Source organism: Enterococcus sp. BWB1-3 (assembly GCF_016745275.1).
In the GTDB taxonomy this organism is placed as follows: domain Bacteria; phylum Bacillota; class Bacilli; order Lactobacillales; family Enterococcaceae; genus Enterococcus_L.
This window is the reverse complement of sequence record NZ_JADOEP010000031.1, coordinates 1-26,835: the sequence shown is the minus strand read 5'-3', so window position 1 is coordinate 26,835 and position 26,835 is coordinate 1. Positions and strand designations below refer to the sequence as shown.

At 37.7% G+C, this 26,835-nt stretch carries 21 protein-coding genes; 18 read left to right on the top strand and 3 right to left on the bottom strand.

Annotation, left to right across the window (positions count from 1 at the left end):
* Positions 1-206 precede the first annotated feature (206 nt).
* From trmFO to IW492_RS15935, 6 genes are all read left to right on the top strand, one after another.
* Positions 207-1,514 carry an FADH(2)-oxidizing methylenetetrahydrofolate--tRNA-(uracil(54)-C(5))-methyltransferase TrmFO gene (trmFO, locus tag IW492_RS15960; RefSeq protein WP_202068888.1) on the top strand — a complete coding sequence of 436 codons (1,308 nt, stop codon included), beginning with the start codon at positions 207-209 and terminating at the stop codon, positions 1,512-1,514.
* Between the two features lie 761 nt (positions 1,515-2,275).
* The gene (gene xerC, locus IW492_RS15955; RefSeq protein WP_202068887.1) at positions 2,276-3,175 is read left to right on the top strand and encodes a tyrosine recombinase XerC; all 900 of its coding nucleotides are present in this window, start codon (positions 2,276-2,278) and stop codon (positions 3,173-3,175) included.
* 24 nt (positions 3,176-3,199) lie between these two features.
* Entirely contained in the window at positions 3,200-3,748 is a 549-nt protein-coding gene (gene hslV / locus IW492_RS15950) for an ATP-dependent protease subunit HslV (protein WP_202068886.1), read from the top strand.
* Between the two features lie 15 nt (positions 3,749-3,763).
* The gene (gene hslU / locus IW492_RS15945) at positions 3,764-5,164 is read left to right on the top strand and encodes an ATP-dependent protease ATPase subunit HslU (protein ID WP_202068885.1); all 1,401 of its coding nucleotides are present in this window, start codon (positions 3,764-3,766) and stop codon (positions 5,162-5,164) included.
* Between the two features lie 25 nt (positions 5,165-5,189).
* Positions 5,190-5,981: a GTP-sensing pleiotropic transcriptional regulator CodY gene (codY, locus tag IW492_RS15940; protein WP_202068884.1), complete on the top strand. Its 792-nt coding sequence runs from the start codon at positions 5,190-5,192 to the stop codon at positions 5,979-5,981.
* Between the two features lie 9 nt (positions 5,982-5,990).
* Complete coding sequence (locus tag IW492_RS15935) at positions 5,991-6,866, top strand: aldose 1-epimerase family protein (RefSeq protein ID WP_202068882.1); 876 nt, start codon at positions 5,991-5,993, stop codon at positions 6,864-6,866.
* 70 nt (positions 6,867-6,936) lie between these two features.
* Here the strand turns inward: IW492_RS15935 and plsY are convergent, their stop codons facing one another.
* Complete coding sequence (plsY, locus tag IW492_RS15930) at positions 6,937-7,569, bottom strand: glycerol-3-phosphate 1-O-acyltransferase PlsY (protein ID WP_202068880.1); 633 nt, start codon at positions 7,567-7,569, stop codon at positions 6,937-6,939.
* A 340-nt stretch (positions 7,570-7,909) separates the two neighbouring features.
* Between plsY and IW492_RS15925 the strand changes: the two genes are divergently transcribed.
* The 7 genes from IW492_RS15925 (at position 7,910) to IW492_RS15895 (ending at position 19,364) form a co-directional block, all read left to right on the top strand.
* Complete coding sequence (locus IW492_RS15925) at positions 7,910-8,335, top strand: CoA-binding protein (RefSeq protein WP_202068878.1); 426 nt, start codon at positions 7,910-7,912, stop codon at positions 8,333-8,335.
* Positions 8,336-8,463: 128 nt separating this feature from the next.
* The gene (parE, locus tag IW492_RS15920; protein WP_202068876.1) at positions 8,464-10,515 is read left to right on the top strand and encodes a DNA topoisomerase IV subunit B; all 2,052 of its coding nucleotides are present in this window, start codon (positions 8,464-8,466) and stop codon (positions 10,513-10,515) included.
* A 798-nt stretch (positions 10,516-11,313) separates the two neighbouring features.
* Entirely contained in the window at positions 11,314-13,779 is a 2,466-nt protein-coding gene (gene parC / locus IW492_RS15915; RefSeq protein ID WP_202068874.1) for a DNA topoisomerase IV subunit A, read from the top strand.
* Positions 13,780-14,049: 270 nt separating this feature from the next.
* The gene (pflB, locus tag IW492_RS15910; RefSeq protein ID WP_202068872.1) at positions 14,050-16,296 is read left to right on the top strand and encodes a formate C-acetyltransferase; all 2,247 of its coding nucleotides are present in this window, start codon (positions 14,050-14,052) and stop codon (positions 16,294-16,296) included.
* 169 nt (positions 16,297-16,465) lie between these two features.
* Entirely contained in the window at positions 16,466-17,230 is a 765-nt protein-coding gene (gene pflA, locus IW492_RS15905) for a pyruvate formate-lyase-activating protein (protein ID WP_202068870.1), read from the top strand.
* Positions 17,231-17,432: 202 nt separating this feature from the next.
* A complete protein-coding gene (locus tag IW492_RS15900) occupies positions 17,433-18,359 on the top strand; it encodes a manganese-dependent inorganic pyrophosphatase (protein ID WP_202068868.1) in 927 nt (308 codons plus the stop codon).
* Positions 18,360-18,449: 90 nt separating this feature from the next.
* Positions 18,450-19,364 (top strand): DUF1803 domain-containing protein, encoded by a 915-nt coding sequence (locus IW492_RS15895; protein WP_202068866.1) that lies wholly within the window; start codon positions 18,450-18,452, stop codon positions 19,362-19,364.
* A 98-nt stretch (positions 19,365-19,462) separates the two neighbouring features.
* Here the strand turns inward: IW492_RS15895 and IW492_RS15890 are convergent, their stop codons facing one another.
* Positions 19,463-19,996 carry a DUF2179 domain-containing protein gene (locus IW492_RS15890; RefSeq protein WP_202068865.1) on the bottom strand — a complete coding sequence of 178 codons (534 nt, stop codon included), beginning with the start codon at positions 19,994-19,996 and terminating at the stop codon, positions 19,463-19,465.
* 814 nt (positions 19,997-20,810) lie between these two features.
* On the opposite strand from IW492_RS15890, the gene IW492_RS15885 reads away from it, so the two are divergent.
* Entirely contained in the window at positions 20,811-22,715 is a 1,905-nt protein-coding gene (locus tag IW492_RS15885; protein ID WP_202068863.1) for an endonuclease MutS2, read from the top strand.
* A gap of 145 nt (positions 22,716-22,860) precedes the next feature.
* Here the strand turns inward: IW492_RS15885 and IW492_RS15880 are convergent, their stop codons facing one another.
* Positions 22,861-23,115 carry a hypothetical protein gene (locus IW492_RS15880; RefSeq protein ID WP_202068862.1) on the bottom strand — a complete coding sequence of 85 codons (255 nt, stop codon included), beginning with the start codon at positions 23,113-23,115 and terminating at the stop codon, positions 22,861-22,863.
* A gap of 113 nt (positions 23,116-23,228) precedes the next feature.
* Here IW492_RS15880 and IW492_RS15875 point away from each other — a divergent pair, with 113 nt between their 5' ends.
* The 4 genes from IW492_RS15875 to IW492_RS15860 all read left to right on the top strand — a co-directional run bounded on the left by IW492_RS15875 (position 23,229) and on the right by IW492_RS15860 (position 26,565).
* Positions 23,229-23,813, top strand: coding sequence for a histidine phosphatase family protein (locus tag IW492_RS15875; protein ID WP_236671962.1), 585 nt, complete (start codon positions 23,229-23,231; stop codon positions 23,811-23,813).
* Positions 23,814-23,830: 17 nt separating this feature from the next.
* The gene (locus IW492_RS15870; protein WP_202068861.1) at positions 23,831-24,217 is read left to right on the top strand and encodes a MerR family transcriptional regulator; all 387 of its coding nucleotides are present in this window, start codon (positions 23,831-23,833) and stop codon (positions 24,215-24,217) included.
* Between the two features lie 136 nt (positions 24,218-24,353).
* Positions 24,354-25,784 (top strand): PstS family phosphate ABC transporter substrate-binding protein, encoded by a 1,431-nt coding sequence (locus IW492_RS15865; protein ID WP_202068860.1) that lies wholly within the window; start codon positions 24,354-24,356, stop codon positions 25,782-25,784.
* A 208-nt stretch (positions 25,785-25,992) separates the two neighbouring features.
* Entirely contained in the window at positions 25,993-26,565 is a 573-nt protein-coding gene (locus IW492_RS15860) for a PIN domain-containing protein (protein ID WP_202068858.1), read from the top strand.
* Positions 26,566-26,835: the final 270 nt, after the last annotated feature.

Here is a 26,835-nt window from a genome sequence, read left to right as displayed (position 1 = left end):
TGATTTAATCCAACAAACCGAAAATTGTCAAGGAAGCTTATGGAAGCGTGTCGCTTTGTATCTGCGGTTTTTGCTTCGTTCCAATTCTCAATGCATCTAAAGGCTGAAATGCCGTTTATTCAGTTTTAGGGGTTCGAGACATACGAATGTCACAGCCCCTTGTTCTTTTCCAAAAAAGCAATAATAATACAGAAACGAGGAAATAAATGACAAAAACAGTCACAGTTATAGGAGCGGGTCTTGCAGGAAGCGAGGCTGCATGGCAGGTTGCACAGGCAGGAGTACCCGTTACTTTATATGAAATGAGACCAGTTAAAAAAACACCAGCTCATCAAACAGAAGAATTTGCAGAATTAGTTTGTTCTAATTCTCTGAGAGGAAACAGTCTGACAAATGCGGTAGGCGTACTAAAAGAAGAAATGCGGCGAATGGATTCCATCATTATCGGCTCTGCTGACAAAACAGCGGTACCGGCAGGCGGAGCACTTGCTGTGGATCGTGACAGTTTTTCTCAAACAGTGACTGAACGAATTAAGAATCATCCGCTGATCACTGTTAAGAATGAAGAAATTACTGAAATTCCAGAAGGGATCACGATTATTGCAACTGGTCCGCTGACTTCCGAAAAGCTTTCAGAAGAAGTAAAAGCTTTTAATGGTTCAGAAGGTTTTTATTTTTACGATGCTGCTGCTCCAATTATTGATTATGCAACAATAGATATGGATAAAGTGTATTTGAAATCCCGCTACGATAAGGGAGAAGCTGCTTATTTGAATTGTCCAATGACAGAAGAAGAATTTAATCATTTCCATGCAGCATTAGTGGAAGCCGAAGTGGTTCCTCTAAAAACCTTTGAAAAAGAAAAGTTTTTTGAAGGCTGTATGCCAATTGAGGTAATGGCAAAACGCGGCATTAAAACCATGTTATTCGGACCGATGAAGCCTGTTGGACTGGAAGATCCGAAAACGGGAAAGCGCCCTTATGCAGTTATTCAATTGAGACAAGATAATGCTGCTGCTTCACTTTACAATATTGTCGGTTTTCAGACCCATTTAAAATGGGGGGAGCAAAAGCGTGTCTTTCAAATGATTCCGGGACTGGAAAATGCTGAATTTGTTCGTTATGGTGTCATGCATCGAAACAGCTTTATGAATTCGCCTGAGCTGCTTTTGCCTACTTATCAGTCAAAACAAAGAGAAGATCTTTTCTTTGCCGGACAGATGACTGGTGTAGAAGGCTATGTGGAAAGTGCGGCAAGCGGACTTTTGGCAGGAAGAAATGCGGCACGATTGGCTAAGGGAGAAGAACCTGTTATCTTGCCGAGAGAAACAGCAATGGGTAGTATGGCTTATTATATTACGCATGCAGAAGGCAAGCATTTCCAGCCGATGAATGCCAACTTTGGTTTATTTCCGGAGCTTCCGGCTCGTATAAGAGACAAAAAAGAACGTTACGAAGCACTTGCAAACAGAGCACTGGAGGTTCAAAAAGAAGTGCTGGAAAATATAGAATAAAACTAATGGAACTTTCTTCTATTACCAAAAAGCAAATTATTTAAAGTTTGCTTTTTGGTGTTTTTTCATTGCAGCTGGAAATTGAGAAGTTAAATCCGAGTATTTATTTTTTATATCGGAACGTCAGTATGAATAGGGTTTGCTTGTCTGGTTTTTTATGTCTTTTCTCCAGTGCAAAGCAAAGATAATCCGGAGTAATTTAAGAAAATACTTCTCCTCTGAAATGGATCTTTTAAGATAAGTCCTGTAGATGATGCGCATGACATTTCCAGCTATACTTTCATTGCTTGCCGAAGGGGAAGAAGGAACCGGTTATGGGTCCGAAGAATATTCCGCAAAAGGAATCCCTTCGTTCTTTGCTGGGCGGAAGAAACTGATATTATTTGGGTTTCCAGGGGAGATATTGGAACGTTCTACTGGATTTAGGAAGAACATTCATGGAATAAATATTTGTTTAATGAGTATTAGCAGAAAGAATTGGAACCGCTTTTAAAATTAGAGCAGTAATTTGAAAAGAGTCATTCTGAAAAAAATCAAATCTGTTTAAAGCTGAGGTACCTCTCAAAGACATATACTCAGCCTGTTTCTTATGAATAAGGAGCAGTTTTTTATATACTTATATTTTATAGAAAATCAACTGTTATTAAGGAAAGGATTAGAATTGTGAAAAAATTTAGAAATATTGATTAAATTCTGACAATTTATTTGTCTTTTAAAATTCGTTATGCTAAAGTAACAGTGTAATTATTGGAGGGGGTTTCATGACAGAGAAAAACTGGCCGGAACTTTTTTTAAACTATTTGATTGTTGAGAAAGGATATTCCGAAAAAACGAAGATTGCTTATGAGAGTGATTTGAACCACTTCATGCACTTTTTGAAAGAAACAGGGAATGAAAATTACTTTTCTGTTGATCATCTGGATGTTCGCGTTTATCTTGGGAAACTCTATGATGAGCAGTACAGCAGAAATTCTGTAGGTCGAAAAGTAGCTAGTCTGCGTTCTTTTTACCAATTTTTGTTAAAAAATGAACAACTGACTGAAAACCCGTTTTCCTATGTCCATTTAAGAAGGAAGCAGCAGCGTCTGCCTCGTTTTTTTTATGAGAAAGAAATGACGGCTCTGTTCGACAGTGCGCAGGGAGATAAACCGCTTGAATTAAGGAACCAGAGCTTGCTTGAGGTTTTATATGGTACTGGAATTCGTTTAAGCGAATGTGCTTCACTGACTTTGCAAAGAATAGATTTCCCGATGAGTACTCTGTTTATTACAGGGAAGGGTAATAAAGACCGTTATGTACCGTTTGGATCGTTTGCTGCTGACACTCTGACAAACTATCTGGAAAATGGACGGAAACCCTTGATGGAAAAATACGGGAAAGAACATGACTTTGTATTTGTCAATCACCATGGTGATCCGATTACGCCAACAGGGATTGAGTATGTCCTGAATCAGCTGATGAAAAAAAGCAGCTTGAATACAGATATTCATCCGCATATGCTGCGGCATACATTTGCCACTCATCTATTGAACAACGGTGCAGATATGCGGACCGTCCAAGAATTGCTTGGACATGCGAACCTGTCTACCACACAAATATATGCTCATGTTACACGGGAAAGCCTGCAAAAGAATTATCGAAACTTTCATCCTCGTGCTTAGGATGTCGGTTAAGGAGGAAATAGAATGGTAGAATCACAGTTTCATTCAACAACAATCTGTGCAGTAGAAAAAGATGGAAAATTTGCCATGGCCGGAGATGGTCAGGTAACCATGGGAGAGTCCGTAGTTATGAAAGGCAGCGCAAAGAAAGTAAGACGAATCTATAATGATGAAGTCATTGTGGGGTTTGCCGGAAGCGTTGCGGACGCATTTACTCTTGAAGAAAAATTTGAAGGAAAATTAAATGAATATAACGGCAATCTGACTCGTGCTGCAGTAGAGCTGGCTCAGGAATGGCGAACACAGCAATCCATGCAGAAGCTGGAAGCTATGCTGATTGTCATGAATAAAAAGGAAATGCTCCTTGTATCCGGAACAGGGGAAGTTATTACACCTGATGACGGAATACTGGCAATTGGCTCCGGCGGAAATTTTGCTTTATCCGCTGCTCGGGCGATGAAAACCTATGGGAACGATAAAATGACCGCAAAAGAAATTGCTGAAAATGCCTTGAATATTGCAGCAGACATTTGTGTATTTACGAACCATAATATCATTGTAGAAGAAATATAAAATGAGGGATAACGAATGACTGAATTAAATAAAACGCCAAGAGAAATTGTTAAAGAACTTGATGAATATATTATTGGTCAGAATAAAGCGAAAAAATCGGTAGCGGTTGCATTAAGAAACCGATATCGTCGGTTGCAGCTGGATGAAAAAATGCAGCAGGATGTGACACCAAAAAATCTTTTAATGATTGGTCCAACGGGTGTGGGGAAGACAGAAATCGCTCGCCGTCTGGCAACAATTGTTAATGCGCCATTTATTAAGGTGGAGGCAACAAAATTTACCGAAGTCGGTTATGTGGGTCGTGATGTAGAATCCATGGTTAGAGATTTGGTGGAAAATGCAATAAAAATTGTCGAAAAACAACAATACAGTAATGTTTATTCACAGGCATTGAAACGGGCAAACGCGCGTCTGGTAAAAGTTCTTGTGCCGGGAATTAAAAAGGAACAAAAACAATCAGGCAATCAGTTCGATCAGATGATGAAAATGTTCAGTGCACCTCAGCAGCAAGAAGAGCCTCAGGAGGAAGTAACAGAAGAAATCAAGATAAATCGTAAAACTATTTTGGAGCAGTTGGAAAAAGGGCTGTTGGATAAACGCGAAGTAACCATTGAAATGAATGAACCAAAGAAAACTATGCCGATGATGAATGCTGGAATGGAACAAATGGGGATAGATTTGAATGAGACATTAGGTGCTTTATCTCCAAGAAAAAAAGTTGAGCGGACCGTCACAGTAAAGGAAGCGCAGGAGCTGCTGATAAAAGAAGAATCAGCAAAAATTGTCAATGATGCAGATATTCACAGTGCAGCAATTAAGCTTGCTGAATCAAGCGGAATTATCTTTATTGATGAGTTTGACAAGATTACTACGAAAAATCAGCAAAATTCCGGAGAAGTCTCCCGTGAAGGTGTTCAAAGAGATATTTTACCAATTGTGGAGGGATCGCAGGTTAATACAAAATATGGCGTCATACAAACAGATCATATTCTCTTTATCGCTTCAGGGGCCTTTCATTTGTCAAAACCAAGTGATTTGATTCCTGAACTTCAAGGGCGGTTCCCGATTCGAGTGGAGCTGGAGGATTTAACCTCTGAAGATTTTATTCGTATTCTGACTGAACCCAACAATGCGCTGATTAAACAATATATGGCATTGATTGGTACAGAAAATGTTAAAGTGACGTTTACACAAGAGGCGGTTGAACGCATTGCTCATATCGCTTTTAACGTGAATCGTGAAACAGATAACATTGGTGCCAGAAGACTTCATACAATTTTAGAACGTTTGCTGGAAGATCTGCTCTTTGAGGCTCCTGATATGCAGATGGGTGAAATCGCCATTACAGAAAGTTATGTGAATGATAAGCTGGAAGATATAGCTAAAAATGAAGATTTAAGTCGTTATATTTTATAAATAAAAAAGGAAATGGGGTAGGAAAATGGATACATTATTGGATAGAACACGCCAGATTAACCGTTTGCTGCAACAAAAAAATACCTTTGATTCGGAAACCGATTTGCCCTATGATAAAATGGCTATCAGCTTGGGGGATGTTTTAATAAGTAATGTTTATATTATCAGCAGCAGTGGGGAATTGTTAGGCTATACAGAAAAGCTTGATGTGAATAATGCGAGAGTAAAGCATATGTTTGAAGAGAAGAAATTTCCTCAAAGTTATACAGATGCAGTAGCTATCCTGCAGAAAACAGAAGCGAATATTCAAATAGACAGTGATCTGACTGCTTTCCCTGTTGAATTACGGGATAAATACCCTCAAGGCTGGACAACAGTTGTTCCTGTGTTCGGAGCAGGAGAACGACTGGGAACAATGATCCTTGCAAGAGTGGAAGAATCATTCGCTGATGACGATTTGGTGCTGGCAGAATACAGTGCAACTGTTGTCGGTATGCAGATTCTTTATCAGCAGTCACGAAATATTGAGGCAGAAGTACGAAGTGCAACAGCCGTTCAAATGGCAATAAACACCCTTTCCTACAGTGAATTAAAAGCAGTTCAAGCTATTTTTCAGGCATTGGATGGGGAAGAAGGACGCTTAACTGCTTCCAGTGTTGCAGATGAAATCGGTATTACTCGTTCAGTTATTGTAAATGCTTTGAGAAAATTGGAATCTGCTGGTATTATTGAATCACGTTCTTTGGGAATGAAAGGAACATACCTCAAGATTTTAAACAAACAGTTTAGTAAAGAATTAGACAAAAAACGGAAGTAGGGACAAATAATGACCGTTATTATCGAAAATGAGAAGCTTACTGCAGTAATTGCCGAAGAAGGGGCAGAGCTAGTTAGTCTGAAGGATAGAGATTCAGGAATTGAATATATTTGGCAGGGGAATCCTGCATTTTGGGGCAGACATGCGCCTGTACTGTTCCCTTTTGTCGGGCGACTGAAAAACGATCAGTACAGCTACAAAAATAAGTCTTATTCCATGGGACAGCATGGTTTTGCTCGTGATCAGGTTTTTGATGTGATTGAAAAAGGAGAAGGCTCAGTTTCACTTTCATTGAAAAGTACGAAAGAAACAAAGAAAGTGTATCCCTTTGATTTTGAACTGGTACTGTCCTATGCAATAGAGGGAACAGAACTGGTTGTCAGCTATCAAGTAATCAATACTGGAAAAGAAGAGATGTTATTTTCGATTGGCGGACATCCTGCATTTAACATTCCATTGGAAAAGCATCTGACTTTTAATGATTACTATTTATCATTGGCACCTAAAATGAATCGTATTCAAATTCCTTTGTCAGGACCGTTTGCTGATTTAGAACATAAAACATTAGGTCAGACAGTCGCTGATTTAGACTTGAACCGGGAGCTTTTTGTTGATGATGCGCTGATCTATGAAACTCCGGGAAAAACGGCTGTTACAATTAAAAGTGATGGAAGTGAACACAGTGTTACGTTGAAATACGAGGATATTCCGTTCGTTGGTATCTGGTCTCCCTATGAGAAAGAAGCTCCGTTTGTCTGTATTGAACCTTGGTGGGGAATCGCTGATACGGTGAACAGTGATGGACAGCTGGAAGATAAATTTGCTGTAAATCAGTTGAAACCTGCAGAAGAATTCAAAACGAATTACGTCATTTCTGTAAAATGACAAAAACAGTGAGTACGCTGCTCTCCAAGGATGACAGATGTATTGTCTGCTTCCGGAGAACAGCAGTATCTCACTGTTCTTTTTCCTTATTTAAACCAAATGGTACTTTGCTTTCAGTTCCATTTTTTATTCGGCTGATATTCGCTTTATGACGAATAAAAATAAAAATTGTCAAGCTAGCAGCAATTATTGTCAGAAGCCAGTCGAAATGGGGCAGTATAGCCGGGCAGACATATGGCAGGAAAATAGTCGAAAGTGTAATTAAAACTGCACTGATCATACTTGTAAGACTAACCATACTGCAAGTAAACAGCAAGACAACAAAAATAGCTGCTGAATAAATAAAAAAGAGCGGATTATAAGCCAAAATCATCCCTGCGCTAGTAGCGACAGCTTTTCCACCTTTAAACTTGGCAAATATCGGAAATGTGTGTCCAAGTACTGCTGCAACACCAAAGATCAGCGGATTCACTGACAGTGAAAAAATAATTGGAAGACTTGTTGCCAAGGTTCCTTTTAAAATATCCATTAAGAGCACCACGGTTCCTGCAACTTTTCCCAATACACGAAAAGTATTCGTGGTTCCCATATTTCCACTTCCAAAATTACGAATATCTTTTTTAAAAAAGATTTTTCCGATCCAGACTCCTGATGGAATGGACCCTAATAGATAGGCGATGAACAGTAATAATACCAGTTTCATACCTTTGCCCCTTTCTTTACTCAAACTAAGGTTCATTTTATCATGAAAGAATTTCAGGAACAATCCTGAATTTATTTAAACGAATTCGATTAGTAAAAGTCGAGTGATTCAAGTAATTTTATAAAAACGATCAGGAAACAACAGGTAGGTAAAATCAGGTTTTTGACTAAATAAAAGAGAAAGACAATACCAAAAACTGCAAAACTGCTGCCGATAGTAGGTATTTCATCTTTTTGAAGCCCAAAATATTCCAAATTTGCTGAAAAAATGCTATGTTATATATGTTGAATTAATAAATGTGTATACATAAAAAAATAAAACAAGAGAAGGTTGATCAAACATGGTTTTTCATAATCCGAAGCAGGAACAGATAGTTGCTTATTTGAAAGATGCGAAAAGAATTGCGGTTGTAGGTTTAAGCAATAAAGAAGAACGGACGAGTTACCAAATTGCAAAACTGCTGCAGGAAAATGGTTATGAAATAATTCCTGTAAATCCCGTCCTTGAAGGTCAGGAAATTCTGGGAGAGAAAGTATACAAGGATCTACTGTCAGTTCCAGGCAAAATTGATATCGTTGATGTTTTCAGAAGAAGCGAATTTTTACCGGAAGTTGCTGAGGAGTTTATTCAGACGGATGCAAGCGTCTTTTGGGCACAATTGGGACTCGAAAGTGAAGAAGCTGCTGAATTGTTGAAAAATGCCGGTCGAAATGATATTATCATGAATCGGTGTATAAAGATCGAACTGTCAAAAATGTTTTCTTAATTGTTAGTGTATATTATTAAGAAAGAGCCCCCATTTCGGAAAGCTCTTTTTTTTTGAGAGCTTTTAGAGTATTATTGTAATGATATGGCTTTAGAGCCGTGATAATTCAAGTATAAGGAGTTTTTTCTTTGGTGAAGAAAGTAAATAATGAATATAATGATTCATCGATTCAGGTTTTGGAAGGGCTTGAAGCAGTTCGGAAACGTCCTGGGATGTACATCGGCTCTACAGATAGCAGAGGCTTGCATCACTTAGTCTACGAGATTGTTGACAATGCAGTGGATGAAGTTCTATCCGGATTTGGAGATGTAATTAAAGTAACGCTTAACAAGGACGGCAGTATTACTGTAGAAGATTCAGGACGGGGAATGCCTGTCGGAATGCATGCATCCGGAATACCAACAGTTCAGGTTATCTTCACTGTACTTCATGCCGGCGGTAAATTTGGACAAGGAGGCTACAAGACCTCCGGAGGACTCCACGGAGTGGGGGCAAGTGTTGTTAATGCACTATCTGAATGGCTGGAAGTTCGAATTAACCGTGACGGAATTGAATACGCTGCGCGATTTAAAGATGGCGGAAAACCAGTCGGAAAATTAAAAAAAGTCGGAAAAACCAAGAAAAAGAATGGAACGACAGTTACCTTCCTTCCGGATACAGGTATTTTTTCAACTATCAAATTTTCTTATGAAACCTTGGCCGGACGTTTACGCGAATCTGCTTTTCTTTTAAAAGGAGTTAAGATTATTCTGACCGATTTAAGAGAAGATGAAGTGAGAGAAGAGACGTTCTATTATGAGGAAGGGATCAAAGAGTTTGTTGAATATCTAAATGATGAGAAAGATCCGCTGACACCGGTTGTCTATTTTTCCGGCGAAAAAGATGGGATTGAAGTTGAGCTTGCTTATCAATATAATGATGGATTTTCTGAAAATGTACTTTCATTTGTTAATAATGTGCGAACTAAAGATGGCGGAACACATGAAGTCGGGATGAAGACATCAATGACGAAATCCTACAACGAATATGCCAGAAAAGTCGGGCTTTTAAAAGAAAAAGATAAAAATCTGGAGGGCAGTGATTTTAGAGAAGGTTTGGCAGCAGTGCTGTCTATACGTGTCCCCGAAAATCTGCTTCAGTTTGAAGGTCAGACAAAAGAAAAGCTGGGAACTCCCGCAGCACGTAATGCAGTGGACACAGTGATCAGCGAGCAGATGGTTTTTTATCTGCAGGAAAACAACGATTTAAGTCAGATGCTGATTCGTAAGGCAATCAAAGCTAGAGAAGCCAGAGAAGCTGCCAGAAAAGCCAGAGAAGAGAGTCGAAACGGCAAGAAAAAGAAGAAAGAATCTCTTCTTTCCGGAAAACTAACGCCTGCTCAGTCACGCAATCCAAAACGGAATGAACTTTATCTGGTGGAGGGGGATTCTGCCGGAGGCTCTGCGAAACAGGGACGAGACCGGAAATTTCAGGCAATCCTGCCATTACGAGGTAAAGTTTTAAATACAGAAAAAGCTAAAATGCAGGATATTTTAAAGAATGAAGAAATTAATACAATGATTTATACGATTGGCGCAGGAGTTGGCGCAGAATTCTCAGTTGAAGACTGCAACTATGATAAAGTAATTATCATGACTGATGCGGATACAGATGGTGCACATATTCAGGTATTGCTTCTGACGTTTTTCTATCGCTATATGAAACAGCTGATTAAAGCCGGTAAAGTTTATATTGCATTACCACCTCTATATAAAGTTTCAAAAGGTACTGGAAAAAAAGAAGTAATCGAATATGCCTGGACAGATGATGAGTTGGAAGACGCAATCAAAAAAGTTGGAAAAGGCTATATGCTGCAACGCTACAAAGGTCTTGGTGAAATGAATGCTGACCAGCTTTGGGAAACAACAATGGATCCTGAGACTAGAACCTTAATTCGTGTAAATATTGATGAAGATGATAAGGCCGAACGACGTGTTTCTACATTGATGGGTGATAAAGTGGCCCCCCGTAGAGAATGGATTGAAAAGCATGTACAGTTTACACTGGAAGAAGAAGGCAGCATATTGGATAAGCAAGATGAAGAAATACCAGTAGTTGTTGAACGAGGAAATACATCTGAAGAGCCAGAGGAAGCAGAAGCAACTGTAGGAGAAGAAATTACGCTGTTTGATTTAAATTAATCAAAGCTTCTATATCATATATTGATAAAAATGGAAGCAGAAAATAATGCTGATGGAGTCATAACGAATAGTGACTATTCTTATATCTGAACTGTATTAGAATGTTCAGTAAAACTACATGCAGTGCTCAAAATAAAGGTACTATGTCAAGATATGTATCAGTGTATCCAGTCTTTTTTGCTACATTGCAATCCTTGATAGAAACGTACTATGTTAAGTGCGAATAACATGTGTTATGATTGAATGTTCAGCTGAGACTAGCGTCGAACAATCTACTGAATTAAAATACACTATTATGTTGCCTTTGCGGTTACTCGAGGCATAGCACTATGTTCCTACAAGCTGCTCTACGGTTCTCGTTTCACTGCGCTCCTCGATCAGAATGAAGGAGCGCAGTGACGTAGAAGAAATCGACATCGGACCATGAAAGAGAAGCAAATGATTAAAATCGTTTAATGTCAAAAACTAAAAGGAGTGCCGCAGTCCTTGCCGATTTATCGGCTTAGGAATGGGGACATCGGACCGTGAAAGAGAAGCAAACGATTAAAATCGTTTGATGTCAAAAACTAAAAGGAGTGCGATTGATCTAGGAGCGCAGTGACGTAGAAGAAATCGACATCGGACCGTGAAAGAGAAGCAAACGATTAAAATCGTTTGATGTCAAAAACTAAAAGGAGTGCCGCAGTCCTTGCCGATTTATCGGCTTAGGAATGGGGACATCGGACCACCAGAATGAAAGCAATCGACCATTAGGAAAAAACAGTCGATTACTCTCAACAAATAAAAGGAGTGACCTTTTTGGAAAAACGCCAGGAAATTCAGGAATTAACCCTTGAAGAAGTGATGGGCGACCGCTTTGGACGCTATTCCAAATATATTATTCAAGAACGTGCCCTTCCGGATATCAGGGATGGTTTAAAACCTGTACAACGAAGAATCCTTTTTTCAATGAATAAAGATGGAAACACCTTTGATAAAGGCTTTAGAAAATCAGCCAAGTCTGTCGGAAATATCATGGGGAATTACCATCCTCATGGCGACAGCAGTATTTATGAAGCAATGGTACGTCTCAGTCAGGACTGGAAACTGCGGGAAGTACTGATTGAAATGCACGGAAACAATGGGAGTATGGATGGTGATCCGCCTGCTGCCATGCGTTATACGGAAGCAAGATTATCAAAACTCAGTGGTGAAATGCTGCAGGATATTGAAAAGGAAACAGTGGATTTTGTCTGGAACTTTGATGATACAGAAAAAGAGCCCACTGTTCTGCCTGCCAGATATCCCAATCTGCTGGTAAATGGCTCTACAGGTATTTCAGCTGGGTATGCTACAGAAATCCCTCCGCATAATTTAACTGAAGTTATTGACGGAACAATCTATTTGATTGATCATCCAAAAGCTTCGCTGGAAAAAATGATGGAATACATCCCCGGACCGGATTTTCCAACTGGTGGGATTTTGCAGGGGAAAGATGAAATCAAAAAAGCCTACGAAACTGGTAAAGGAAAAGTGATCCTTCGATCTAAAACCAGGATTGAAGAATTAAAGGGCGGTAAACAGCAGATCGTTATTTCTGAAATTCCTTATGAAGTAAACAAGGCAGTTTTAGTGAAAAAAATGGATGAAATTCGTTTAAGTAAAAAAATAGACGGTATTGCTGAAGTAAGAGATGAATCAGACCGTACAGGATTACAAATTGTCGTTGAGTTGAAGAAGGATACAAATGCAGAGGGAATCCTAAACTATCTGTTTAAAAACACGGAGCTTCAAATCAATTACAACTTCAATATGGTTGCTATTGACAAGATGACTCCTCATCAGGTGGGGCTTTTACGTATTTTAGAGAGCTACATCACTCACCGAAAGGAAGTTATTACCAATCGAAGCCGTTTTGAGCTTGAAAAAGCGAAGAAGCGACAACATATAGTTGATGGACTGATTAAGGCCTTATCAATTCTCGATCAGGTGATTGAAACGATTCGGGCCAGTAAAGATAAAAAAAATGCAAAGGATAACTTGGTAAAGGCATTTGACTTTTCTGAAGCGCAGGCTGAGGCGATTGTGACATTGCAGCTGTACCGCTTGACTAATACAGACATCACTCAGCTGCAGTCAGAAGCAAAAGAATTGAATGAGCAAATAGAAGAGTTGTCTACAATCTTAAAAGATGAAAAAATGTTGCTGAACGTGATGAAAAAAGAATTACGCGAGGTGAAGAAGCAGTACAGCTCAGATCGTTTCACTCGAATAGAGGATGAAATAGAAGAGATTAAAATTGAGACAGAAGTACTGGTTTCACAAGAGGATGTTGTTGTCTCCGTGACAAAGGAAGGCTATATTAAGCGCAGCAGCCTGCGCTCATACGCAGCTTCTAAACCAGAAGAGCTTGGAATGAAGGAAGGGGACTTTCCAATATTTGTCGGTGAAGTGAATACACTTGACCACCTTCTTCTGATTACCAATAAGGCAAATGTCATTTATCGGCCAATTCATGAGCTGCCTGATCTGAGATGGAAGGATATCGGAGAGCATATTTCTCAAACAATCGCAGGCATGGCAATTGATGAATCCATTATATCTGTATATCCGTATAAAGTACTGGATGAAAACTCTTCATTTGTTTTCATCACAAAAGAAGGAATGATTAAGCAAACCAAAATGACAGACTTCGAGCCTTGGAGAACCTATCGAAGTCGGCCGGCTTCATGTATGAAACTTAAATCAGCTGAAGACGAAGTAGTTAACGTTTGTCATACCGATAATCAGGCCGTATGGGATGTCTTCCTAGTCAGTCATCGGGGATTTGGTCTGCGTTATTCTTTATCTGAAGTACCAATTGTGGGAGCAAAGGCTGCCGGTGTCAAATCAATGAATCTCAAAGAAAATGATTTTGTGGTTAATGGATTACTCGTATACAGAGAAGGAGATACATCGATTACAATACTGACTCAACGAGGTAGTTTGAAGCGAATGCTGGCGCAGGAATTAAATCAGCTGGGCAGAGCCAAAAGAGGTCTTATGGTATTGCGTGAGTTGAAAAGCAATCCTCACAGGGTTGTTTATATGGGTGAAAGCATTCCAGATAAACAACTGTTGATTGAAACACAAAAAGGAACCAGAATAATTATTGATTCTGAGAAAGCACCAATTAATGACCGAAATTCAAATGGTTCATTTATTATCAATGAAAAAGATGAGCTGGGTATTCATTCAGTCCATCCATTGGTTAATCTAACAATAGAAGACGATTCTGTTCTATAAAAATAAAAAACACCCCTATCTGTATTAGTACAGACAGGGGTGTTTTTTAGGACAGAAAAAGACAGTTGTAATTTAATATCAATCTAATAAGTGAAAGAAATCACAGAAAAACATCCGTATGAAACCCAGTGTAATCAATGTTTTTTGAGGATTTTATTTAGTTTAGCTAAAATTATAACAAGTAAAGGCTTGCATAAATCCAGTTATGTGTTATACTTATCACATAAAGCTGTTATAGTTTATTAACAGCATATTATAAGGAGGCACAACATGGAGCAATGGAAAGGCTTTAAAGGCGACAAGTGGAAAAATTCAGTAGACACGCGTGATTTTATCCAAAGAAACTATACAGAATATAAAGGTGATGACAGTTTCCTAGAACCAATCGCACCAAGTACTGATAAACTATGGACAAAACTACAGGAACTATTTGAAGTACAGCATGATAAAAATGGTGTTTACGATATGGACACAAACATTCCTGCAACAATTACCTCACATGCACCAGGTTATTTGATTGAGGGAGAAGAAAAAATCGTAGGACTTCAAACAGATGTTCCATTAAAACAAGCGTTCATGCCATTTGGCGGAATTAATATGGCCAACAATTCTTTGACTTCAAACGGTTACGAAGTTGATGATGAAATGACTAAGATTTTTACTGAGTGGAGAAAAACACATAACCAAGGTGTATTCGATGCTTACACTCCAGAAATGAGAGCTGCACGTAAAAATAAAATCATTACTGGTCTTCCTGATGCCTATGGTCGCGGACGTATCATCGGCGACTACCGTCGTATTGCACTTTATGGTATGGATCGTCTGATTGAAGAAAAAATGAAAGACTTGAGCAATACCGGCAACAAAGTAATGACTGACGATGTAATCCGTCTAAGAGAAGAAATTTCTGAACAAATCAGAGCAATGGCTGACTTGAAGAAAATGGCATCTACTTATGGATGTGATATTTCTAAACCGGCAGCAAACGCACAAGAAGCAATCCAATGGTTATACTTTGGATATCTTGGTGCAATCAAATCTCAAAATGGAGCAGCAATGTCTATTGGACGTATCTCTGCTTTCCTTGATGTTTATATCCAACGCGATTTGGACAATGGTGCAATTACTGAGTTCGACGCACAGGAAATGATTGATCATTTGATTATGAAGCTTCGTATGGTGAAATTTGCACGTACACCTGAATACAACCAGTTGTTCTCAGGTTACCCAATCTGGGCAACACTATCTATTGCAGGTATGGGCTTGGATGGACGTTCATTGGTTACTAAAAATGACTTCCGTATTCTTCATACACTAACAAACATGGGACCATCTCCGGAACCAAACCTGACAGTATTGTATTCTTCTCATTTACCAGAAGGATTCAGAACATATGCATCTAAGATCGCAAAACAAAGTTCTTCAATCCAATTTGAAAATGATGATTTATTGCGTGCCAACTGGGGTTCTGATGACTGTGCAATCGCATGTTGTGTTTCTGCAACTGTAATGGGTAAAGACATGCAATTCTTTGGTGCTCGTGCCAACTTGGCTAAAGCTGTTCTTTACGCAATCAACGGTGGTGTAGATGAAAAGACTAAGATGCAGGTAGCTCCTAAATTCCGTCCGATGACTGGTGAAACACTGGATTTTGACGAATTTATCGATAAGTTTAAAGATATCATGGACTGGTTGGCCGAACTGTATGTAAATACATTAAATGTTATCCACTTCATGCATGATAAATATGCATATGAAGCACCACAGTTAGCCTTTATGGAAAGTGATTTAAAACGCACGTTTGCTACAGGTATTGCGGGTATTTCACATGCTGCTGACTCAGTAATGGCGATTAAACATGGGAATGTTCAAGTTATCCGCGATGAAAATGGATTAGCTGTAGACTATGTTCCGCAAAATGAATTCCCAACATACGGAAACGACAATGAAGAAGCCGATGAGATGGCTAACTGGATTCTTGAGTACTTCATGACTCAAATTAAACGCCAGCACACGTATCGCAATGCACGCCCAACAACTTCATTACTGACTATTACGTCTAATGTTGTTTATGGGAAAGCAACAGGTAACACACCTGATGGACGTCGTGCAGGCAAGCCTCTTGCACCAGGAGCAAACCCAAGCTATCGTGACGGTAAATTCCTGGGAGAACAAAATGGTCTGTTGGCTTCATTGAACTCAACTGCAAGATTAGAATATACATGTGCATTAGATGGTATTTCCAATACACAAACAATCAATCCTAACGGTTTAGGTAAAGATGATTCTACACGTATCGACAACTTGCGTAATGTAATGGACGGCTACTTTGACAAAGGCGGCTATCACTTGAACGTTAACGTATTCACAAATGAATTGTTGTTGGATGCTCAAAAGAATCCTGAAAAATATCCAAATCTGACGATCCGTGTATCTGGATACGCAGTGAAATTCCGTGACTTAACACCTGAACAGCAAGCAGATGTTATTTCAAGAACTTCACATGACAAACTGTAATTTAAGACACTAATAATGAGGTCGGGACAGAAGAATTCAGCTTATTTCCGAAAGGGCTGCTTCTGTCCCGCCGTTTATCCAAATATTTAATATATAATACATAAAGTAAAGGTTGTTGTTGTTTTTCCTCCTTATTACAACCTTTTAAAAGAAATGAGAGAAGATAATTATGACTGAAGCAGTAAAAGGTAGAATTCATTCTACAGAAAACTTCGGGACTGTAGATGGTCCTGGTGTTCGGTTTATTATATTTACACAAGGTTGTCGTATGAGATGTCAATTTTGTCATAATCCTGATACTTGGAAAATTGGTTCCGGAGGTAAAGAAGTCACAACCGATGAAGTATTGGAAGAAGCACTTAAATATCGTTCTTATTGGGGCGAAAAGGGCGGTATTACTGTAAGCGGTGGTGAACCTTTACTGCAGATGGATTTTCTGATCGATTTATTCAAGAAAGCAAAAGCTCTGGGCATTAATACAACGCTGGATACTTGTGGGAAACCTTTCACAAGAGAAGAACCATTTTTTAGTCAGTTTCAGGAGTTAATGAAGTATACAGATCTGATTTTATTTGATATTAAACATATTGATAATAAACAGCATAAATTGCTGACGTCTTTGGGGAATGAAAATATTCTTGAGATGGCTGAGTATCTTTCAGAGATTAATCAGCCAGTCTGGATACGACATGTGCTGGTACCAGAACGAAGTGACTATGACGAATATCTGATTCGTCTAAATGATTTTGTAAAGACACTGAATAATGTAGACAAACTGGAAATTTTACCTTATCACACAATGGGGAAATATAAATGGGATGACTTGGGGCTGGCTTATCCATTAGAGGGGATTAATCCGCCAACAGATGACCGTGTCGAAAATGCAAAGAAATTGTTGCATGTAGAAGACTATAAAGGTTATTTAACTCGTTAGACCACGGAACTTGCTATAGAAGAGTAGTTTTTAATAATCAGAAGACAGCCGAAAATTCAGTATTCGGTTGTTTTTTACTGAAAAATTCCAAATATTTGGAAAAATTATATCGAACGTCCGCCAACACTTATAAAAGTGTTGTTTCTTTTCAGTTTTTTGTTATTATTAATAATGAATGATAGATAAGGAGTGGAAAAGAATTATGTCAGAAATCTTTGTTTTCGGCCATCAAAACCCCGATACAGATGCGATCGGTGCGGCTATCAGTTTTGCTTACCTGCAAAAGGAATTAGGAAAAAATGCAGTTCCCGTGGCTTTGGGAACACCTAATGAGGAAACCCAATATGCCTTGGATTATTTCAATGTCTCTGCTCCGAAAATTATTGAAACAGCAGGAGGGGAAACAAAGGAAGTAATGCTTGTTGATCATAATGAATTTCAGCAAAGTGTTTCAGATATTAAAGATCTTACAATTCTTTCAGTAGTAGACCACCATAGAATTGCAAATTTTGAAACAGCAGATCCGCTATATTATCGTGCTGAGCCAGTAGGCTGCACAAGTACAATTATCTTTAAAATGTTTAAAGAAAGCAGTGTAGAGATTCCTAATCAAATTGCCGGAATGATGGTTTCTGCAATTATTTCGGATACACTGTTGTTTAAATCACCAACTTGTACTGAAGAAGATATAAAAGCGGCAAATGAACTGGCAGATATTGCTGAAATCAGTTTAGAGGGATATGGACTGGACATGTTGAAAGCCGGTACGAACCTAAGTGATAAATCGGCTGAAACATTACTGGACCTTGATGCGAAAAGCTTCCCTATGGGGGATAAAAACGTACGAGTTGCACAGGTAAATACAGTTGATTTAAATGAAGTATTAAGTCGTCAGAAAGAACTGGAAGCAGCAATGAAAGCGGAAAATGAGAGTAACGGCTATGAGCTGTTCGTTCTAATCGTTACGGATATCCTAGGCAGCGATTCTGAACTTCTGGTTATTGGTAATTCTATGGATCAGGTAGAAAAAGCATTCAATGTTAAACTTGAAAATAACCGTGCTTTCTTAAAAGGGGTTGTATCTAGAAAGAAACAGATTGTTCCTCAATTAACGGAAGTATTCAATTAATTTCTTTAGAGGCTGGGATTTTTATCTCAGTCTCTTCGTTTCATGGAAAGACACATTTAATGGAAAGAACTGCAGGAGAGTAGTAGCTAAATGACAAAAATAATCTATTATTATCAGAATAAAGAACAGAAAAAACTGGATAAGCTAGTTAAGAACCCTCTTTTTGAGAAAATCAGCCTTTACTTACTGGATCATCAAGGAGAAGAGATCATCCTCAGGGAATTAAAAAAAGTATTTATCAATGAAAAGCAATTCGAACAGTTTCTGGAAGAAATGATTCGCTTTGGATTAGTTAACCGAGAAGAACGACGGTACTCACTAAATTTCCCTCTGTTCCAACAATCAGAGCTTCAAATAAAACCACTGGAACTGGCAAGCCAGCTAAAAGAGTCTTTAAAAAGCCAGACACCAGCTGAACAAGTACGTTTTTATGGAGATATTTTATGGGAGATTCTTTTCTCAAACGAAGAAGACTATTTCTTCGGAATAAACGAAACTGCCTCCCCATCATTCTATGAAAGAGTAGAAGCAGGAAATGGCCAACTGACATTTGTTTCTGTCCACAAAAAAGAAGCTGTTCCGCTTAATCTTGCTGCTTATTTTGATACCATGACGGTTACAAGCGGAGACGGTTTACCCTTCGTGTATCAGCCTTTACAGGAGCTTATAGGAGATGTAGACAGTGAGTATTTTGCAGCTCAAGCTTATCGAATCGTTCGTGCTGTTTTAAAGAAGAGAAAAATTGCTGACAAGAGAAATATATTCTTGGAGTCACTCGTTGTTACAAATGATTTGACAAGAACAGAAGACGGTTGGGTACTTCAAGTACCGATTATAACTGAGGAGAATCCTCCGCTGACAGTAAGTTTAAGTGTTTATACGGATAAATTTCAACAAATTATAGATAAGAATCAACGGCTATTGAAAAAACGATTATTTTATCAGACTTGTTTGGAATTATACTTAGAAAATCAGGATTATCTGACTTATTATAAATACAATTAACCATAAAAATATTATGTAAACTAAAATCAATATGAGTAGTTTAGATATAAATAAGAAGGTTAGGCAGTCAAGTATTTGTATACTTGACTGCCTAACCTTCAGTTTCTTTTTCTAATTTTTTTCGTCCAGAAACCACCGGAAATATATTTTGGTTCATAGGAGATCATAAATGCCCGTGGTTCTATTTCATTGATCAGCTTATACAGCTTCCGCTCATTTTTTCTAGGAGAAAGGATTTCCAGTACCATTCGCTCACCATCTTTGCCCATCGCAGCACTTTCTGTAACACCATAACCATGTTCACGCAGCTGTTCAGGGAGACTAAGCTCTTTCGTTGTGGAGGGTAGAATAACAGTAACCATAATGTAGCCAAGGGCAAGATAGTCCTCAATTTTAATCCCGACACTAATCCCGACAGCATAGCCCAATGCATAGACAACCAGGTTTAAGGGGTCATCCAATCGATTTAAAACCAAGCTGAGTCCAAGGACATAAATCGTTATTTCAGCCATGCTCACAATTGGCGCGAGGATTCTGTACCCCTTCATCGTCAGCATGAAACGTATTGTGTTTAATGTGATGTAAGCAAAATTAATCACAAAAATTTTCAGTAAGATACTCCAATCAATCATTACCAATCCTCCTTTCAACCAATCATGTTTAGCAATTATAGTATAAATATTGAAGAAATCATAGAAGAAATTAAGTAAATGAAAGTTTTCTGAGAGTGGGACTTATTCTATTTTACGTTTGATAGTCTGAGCATTCACTTTCATAATAAAAATTAACTGTATAAGAGAGGAGTTATTTTAACGAATATTCGAAATGTACTGTCTGAAACATCAGAAGAAGTGTTTCAGCTGCGGTAAGATACTAAAATCAGATACTGCAGTCAGCAATTACTCCCTTATACTGGAAAAGGAGCTTGAACTTTTTCTAAATGATCAGGCAATCCTGCTGAATGGTGATCTAGTAAATAAAGCTTTTAATACGATTACAAAAACGTACAGCGAGAAAAAAGCAGTACTAGCATGGCGGTTTCAATTTACAAATTTTGCAAAAGTGAAATTTATTACGAAAAAAATTGAATTTTCTCAGCGTATATCTTAACAGGAAAAAATGTAATTATTGAGAAGTCCAAAGCTGAAATGATAGCTGAGGATATTACTGAAAAATCCTAGTTGCAATTCCGCTTAATTTCAGTATAATAGTGTATGTGAATGAAATTGTTCAGAAAAAGAAACGAGGGCTTTTGGTGAGTGTTCTAGGTATCTAATTAAGCAACTTAATAAACAAGTAAGTAAAAAATGAGGCTTATTTGTTGTGCGCATGGATACCTGTCGAATTTATAATTATGAATGATGCAGACGGTAGAATCATACCGTCTTTTTTTGAACAATTTTATTGACTGATCGTCAGGTATCTTATCTGAAAGGGATGGATATCATGAATAAAAATATTTATAATGCTATACAATTTAATATAATAAAAGATGAACTAAAAAAATATGCTTTTAGTCAATTTGCTAAAAATACGATAGATAAAAGAGAGCCGTCTACTTCAGAAGCTGCTGTTCAACGATGGCTGGATGAAACAGAAGAAGCTGTAACTATTTTATCCAGCGGCCAGCACGTTCCTTTTATGGGCTTAAGCAGGATTGAACAGCTGACTAATCAAATTAATAAAGGAATGGTTCTTGAAGCTGGGGAGCTGGTTGAATATGCTGATTTCCTTAGAAGTTTTCGGCTGATTGCCAAGCTATTTGAGAAAAACCAATATCAGACACCAATCCTGTATTCTTACACAAATGATTTGACTGACTTTTCAGATATTGCTTCCGTTATCTATAAATTCATACAAGGAAACCGGGTGAATAGCGAAAGCTCGAAGGAACTAAAACGTATTCGGTCACAAATTGCCAAACTGGAAAAAGAAATAGATCAGCGATTGCGTAAGTTTATGGCTAACGGGCAAAATCAGAAAAAGCTGCAGGATCGTCTGATTCTGATGAAGGATGAACGCTATACTGTACCTGTCAAAATCGAATTCAAGCAACAGGTGTCCGGTACAATTATTGATCAGTCCTCAAAAGGAACTACCGTTTTTATTGAGCCGGATACTGTCAGAAAATACAATGATTTGCTGATTATGGAACGTGCAGCAGAAGTAGGTGAAGTATATCAGCTGCTGGCGTATCTGACAGGTCTGATTGGCGAACAAATGGAAACAATCAGTTATTGTATGGACGTTGTTACTGAACTGGAAATCATTTTCTCCAGAGGAAAATACAGTCGTTCAATTAATGGAAAGAAGCCTCTGATTAATAAGGAAGAACGAATCATTTTAAAGAATGTGACACATCCGCTGTTAACAGATCCGATACCTTTGACGCTGGATTTGGGAGTGGATAACCGGGCATTAATTATTACCGGTGCGAATGCGGGAGGAAAAACGATTGTTTTGAAGACTGTTGCTTTAGTGTCATTGATGACGATGTTTGGCATCTTGATCGCAAATGAAGAGGGGACAGATATAGCTGTATTCGATAATATTTTTATTGATATCGGTGATCAGCAGAGTCTTGAAAATTCTTTAAGTACATTTTCTGGTCATATGCAGAATCTGTCTGATGTTTTAAAACAGGTAAATCGTCATACCTTGGTGCTTCTGGATGAAATAGGAAGCGGGACAGATCCTAATGAAGGAGCAGCACTTGGTATCGCTTTAATGGAAGAAATGTATAGAAAAGGAAGCCTGGTAATAGCAACAACCCATTTCGGAGAAATAAAAGAATTTGCTCTTCAGCATGAGGACTTTACTACCGCAGGGATGGCCTTTGAAACGGATACATTAACGCCTAAATATAAGTTGTTACTAGGAGAAACAGGAGAGAGTCATGCATTTTGGATTGCTGAAAAAATGAAGATAAATGCTCGTGTACTAACTCAGGCGACCGAGTATCTAAAAAATCGTTCTTATAATCGAAGCAAACAAGCGTTTCATTCTGTCACAAAGGTAAAAACTGAATCAGTTACCCAAGCTGCGAATTATGAATTTTCAAAAGGTGATCGGGTATGCTTGAATGATTCACAGAAAATCGGTCTGTATTTTGAAACAGAAAATGAGTACAATGGATTTGTTTATGTAGACAAAGAAATGATTGAAGTTCCTCTGAGAAGATTAACCTTGCTTCGTACTGCAGATGAACTTTATCCATCTGGCTATGATCTTGATTCGCTCTTTGAATCATTTGCTGCTCGCAAACTGCGAAAAGATTTGGACAGAGGAGCTAAGAAGGCACAGAAGAAATTGGATAAAGAGATGAAACAACGAAGAGACGACAGATCTTAAAGATTAACTATAGTCTAAACATCACAATAAAACTTGATAAGCTAATAAATCACTGTTAATTGCTGTTGCAAAGTTGGTTTGGTTTTTGTAGGTTGCTGAGTAAAAATATTTTTCTTGAGTAATTTCTTTATCATAAAAAATATTTTTACTTATTTTTTATATACAAAAACAAGTAAATGAATACAAAAATGATTAGAAGGACTACTGATATATTCATTAGTATAATACCTAAATCATAATTTAGGGCAGCTTCTTTTTGTGTTTTTAGTAGCTCTTCCTTTGACAAAGTATTTAAGTCCTGTATAGGAAATAGAATTGTTTGAAGAAAATAGCCCAAAGGAACTGTAAAAAGGGTTGTAAAAATCCCAATAAAAGAAAAGTGTTTTATCTTTTTTCCCATATGATCTCCTCCTGAGCTGTATAAGTATTATACCTTATAAATTCGTACATTTAAATGATTGACTTAGAGTGAGCTTCAAGAAGTAAACTGTAAATAGATAACAATGAGAAAAAATGTTGGGAGGAAATTTTTTGAAGAAAACATTCTATATGATGAGGCATGGGCAAACATTGTTTAATGTGAGAAGAAAAATACAGGGAGCGTGCGACTCTCCATTAACAGAAGAAGGAATTAAGCAGGCAGAGGAAGCCAGTCGCTATTTTGATGGCATTACAATCGATCATGCTTACAGCTCTACATCTGAAAGAGCATGCGATACGCTGGAGATTGTCACACATAATCAGCTGAATTACACTAGAACAAAAGGATTAAAGGAGATGGACTTTGGAACATTTGAAGGAGAAAGTGAAGACTTAAATCCAGAAGACAAGAGTACCTTCTTCCTTCAGTATGGCGGGGAATCAAGAGAGCAAGTGAGAAAACGTTTAGTTAAAACCTGTCAGGATATTATGCGAAAAGGAGATCATCAAAATGTACTGGCTGTTTCACATGCAGGTGCCTGCTTGCACTTTTTAAGTCATTGGCAGGACCCTTCAGAAATATTGAAAGGGGGATTTCCTAACTGTATGATTTTGAAATATGAGTATGAATCAGAGGCTGAGTCATTCAAATTAGTTGAAGTTTGTCGTCCGATATAAATAAGGAGGAGATCATTATGAACATTAAAGCAGCAAGTGAGGCGACAGGTGTTTCTGCAGACACCATTCGATACTACGAACGAATTGGACTGATTCCGCCAGTTAAAAGAAGTGAGGTCGGGATCAGAATATTTGATGATGAAGACTTGCGTTGGATTTTTTTCAGCAGACAAATGCGCAATGCTGGCATTTCTATCGAAGCACTCATAGAATATCTGACCTTGTTTAAAGAAGGGAAGAGAACGGTTCCTGCCAGGCTGAGCCTTTTGGATGATCAGAAAGAAATCCTGGAAAATCGAATACAGATATTGCAGGAAGCACTGGATCGTTTAAATTTCAAAATTGATAACTATCATACGCATATGGCTCCTGCAGAAGATCAATTACGAGATTTCGATGAATAATTAGAAAGACTGCTGTTTGTTTGCCCTGAGAAACTTGGACAAATAGGCAGTAGTTTTTTTAGGCTGAATTACTCTGGTAATGATAAAAAATAACCATTATACTTGAATAAAAGAAATTGATTGTGAGGAATATAAAATGGAAAATAAAAGATATTATACGAAAGTCTTGGTATATGGAGGAATTCTCACTCCGCTGATTATTGATCTCAGTATCATTTTATGGATATTTTTCCCTATTTTATTGATAGCAGGAGTAGCCTTGTTGGTATTTCTTTGGTATAGGTTTACTGAAAAAACAGTGTTTCCTGAAACTTTTACACAAAAATATTTACCATTTCTTCTAGTTTCAGGCTATTACTTAGTAGTCTGGTCAGTTTCACTGGTACTTGGCGGCTACAGCTATGACAGTAGTTACATCAGTAATGCTATGTTCTTAACATTTCCCTTTTTAGTCCCTAATTTTCTTTTTTCATTTGCAGGGGATTATTCTTTTTTTCCATTTATGATTCTCATTACCTATTCAATCGTTGTTGTACTGGTCTCCATTTTCACTTGGAAAAAGGGCAATAAAAGCCGCTGGACAGGATCAGCATATTCATTGATTCTCATGGCAGCTCTGTTATTGGCACTTCCTTTTTATCAAAGCTATAGGAAAAAGACGATTTTTCTTGAACAAGATTATACAGTAACTCAAATATCTGATGAAATTAATATTTATGATTATGCTCCATTCAACGAAGAATCTGATATCGCCAGACTTGCCGAAGAACCTGAACTGATTATAGACAGTGATTATCCCAAACTAGATGGAGCTACAGCAGCATTTCCTGTTTATTCTGCCATTTCTGAATTTGTCTATCGTGGGATAATTAAAGAAAGCATCTGGGATTATGTCAGATGTTCTAAAACAAGCGAAGCATATACTCGTTTGATCAACGGAGAAACAGACATTATTTTTGCCGCTCAGCCGTCAAAAGAACATTTGAGATTGGCAGAAGAGCAGGGGATAGAACTAGTATTAACACCGATTGCTAAAGAAGCCTTTATTTTCTTTGTAAATGAGGAGAATCCAATTGATGGGCTCTCTGTGAGTCAAATTCAGGATATTTACTTGAAAAAAATAACCAACTGGAAAGAAATTGGTGGACTAAACGAAAAAATCTTAGCTTTTCAACGTCCGGAAAATTCTGGCAGCCAGACAACTATGCTGACAAAAGTAATGGAGGGACAAGAACTACCTGCTCCGATGAAAGAAGAATACGCTGCGGGAATGGGCAGTATTATCAGTGGAGTTGCTGCTTATAGAAACTATTCGTCTGCAGTCGGCTATTCATTCCGCTTTTATGCAACAGATATGAAATCGGATAAAGGAATTAAGCTCCTGGCAGTGGATGGAATCGAACCTTCGAAAGAAAATATTCAAGACGGAAGTTATCCATTTACAGTAGAGGTCTATGGGATTACTGCCGGAACAGCCAATGAGAATACACAAAAATTATTGGATTGGCTGCTCACCAATCAAGGACAACGACTTGTTGAAGAAAGCGGATATGTGCCAGTTAATTGAGAAGTTTTATCACAGTCTTAATACTTTACTTGTAAGCCATTATTTTTCAGCAATTCTGAATTCACTATAGAGGGATTCTAGTTTCAAAGAACATATATGTAACGAGAAAAGATATAAAAACTATATAAATATGAAATATCTCTAGAAATTGTATGATATACTTAAAGTGCTATTTTTAAAACATACTTTTTATATGAGATGATTTTATATGAACTATTTAATTGATTTTGAAAACGTCTCTGCGACTTTCCATGAATTAATTGGAGAACTTACTGTTCAAGACAAAATTTATATTTTTTATACAGATAAATGCCAGAAAATATCATTGGATCAACTAGAAGCAATAGCACCAGCTGATTGGTATCTTATTAAAGTTAATTCTGGACAAAACGCACTAGACTTTCAGTTAAGCAGCTACTTGGGCTACTTAATCGCAAAGGAAACAAAAGAAAAACAAAAATTTACGATTGTTAGTAATGATTGTGGGTATAATTTTGTCGTTAATTTTTGGAAAAAAATGAATATCACTATCAAAATAAAAAGAGAGTCAGTTTCCCAAAAGAGTAGTGAACTTACTGAATTTGAAAAGAAATTTAAACAAGAATTCCCTAGTATTTATCAAAAATCCTTCGCGAATGTCGTTAAAATAGTCAAAGGGAAAAATAAAAAAGTATCGGACATACATAACGAGCTTGTCCAAACTTACGGAGAGCCGGGAAAGAATATTTATAAATTTGTCAAACCATATCTTAATGAAGGGAGTATAGACAGGCTACAATAAACAATATGTTTTTTATCTAAAAATGAACATGGGACTGATGAAAGTAAAAATACTTTTGGCAGCCCCATGTTTTATAGAGCCGAAAAACTGCAGGTAGCAAGCCAGTACAGCGGTATCTAATTTCCTTATTTTTTTTAGTTTACATAATATATATTATTCAAAGTTCTTTTGTACTTGTTTCGTACCTGTTTTGAACCTCTGAGTTCGTGTTTAACTATAAGACCCACGCAAGCAGCAATCAATATCATTCGTGTTTTCAGTCGTTTTTAT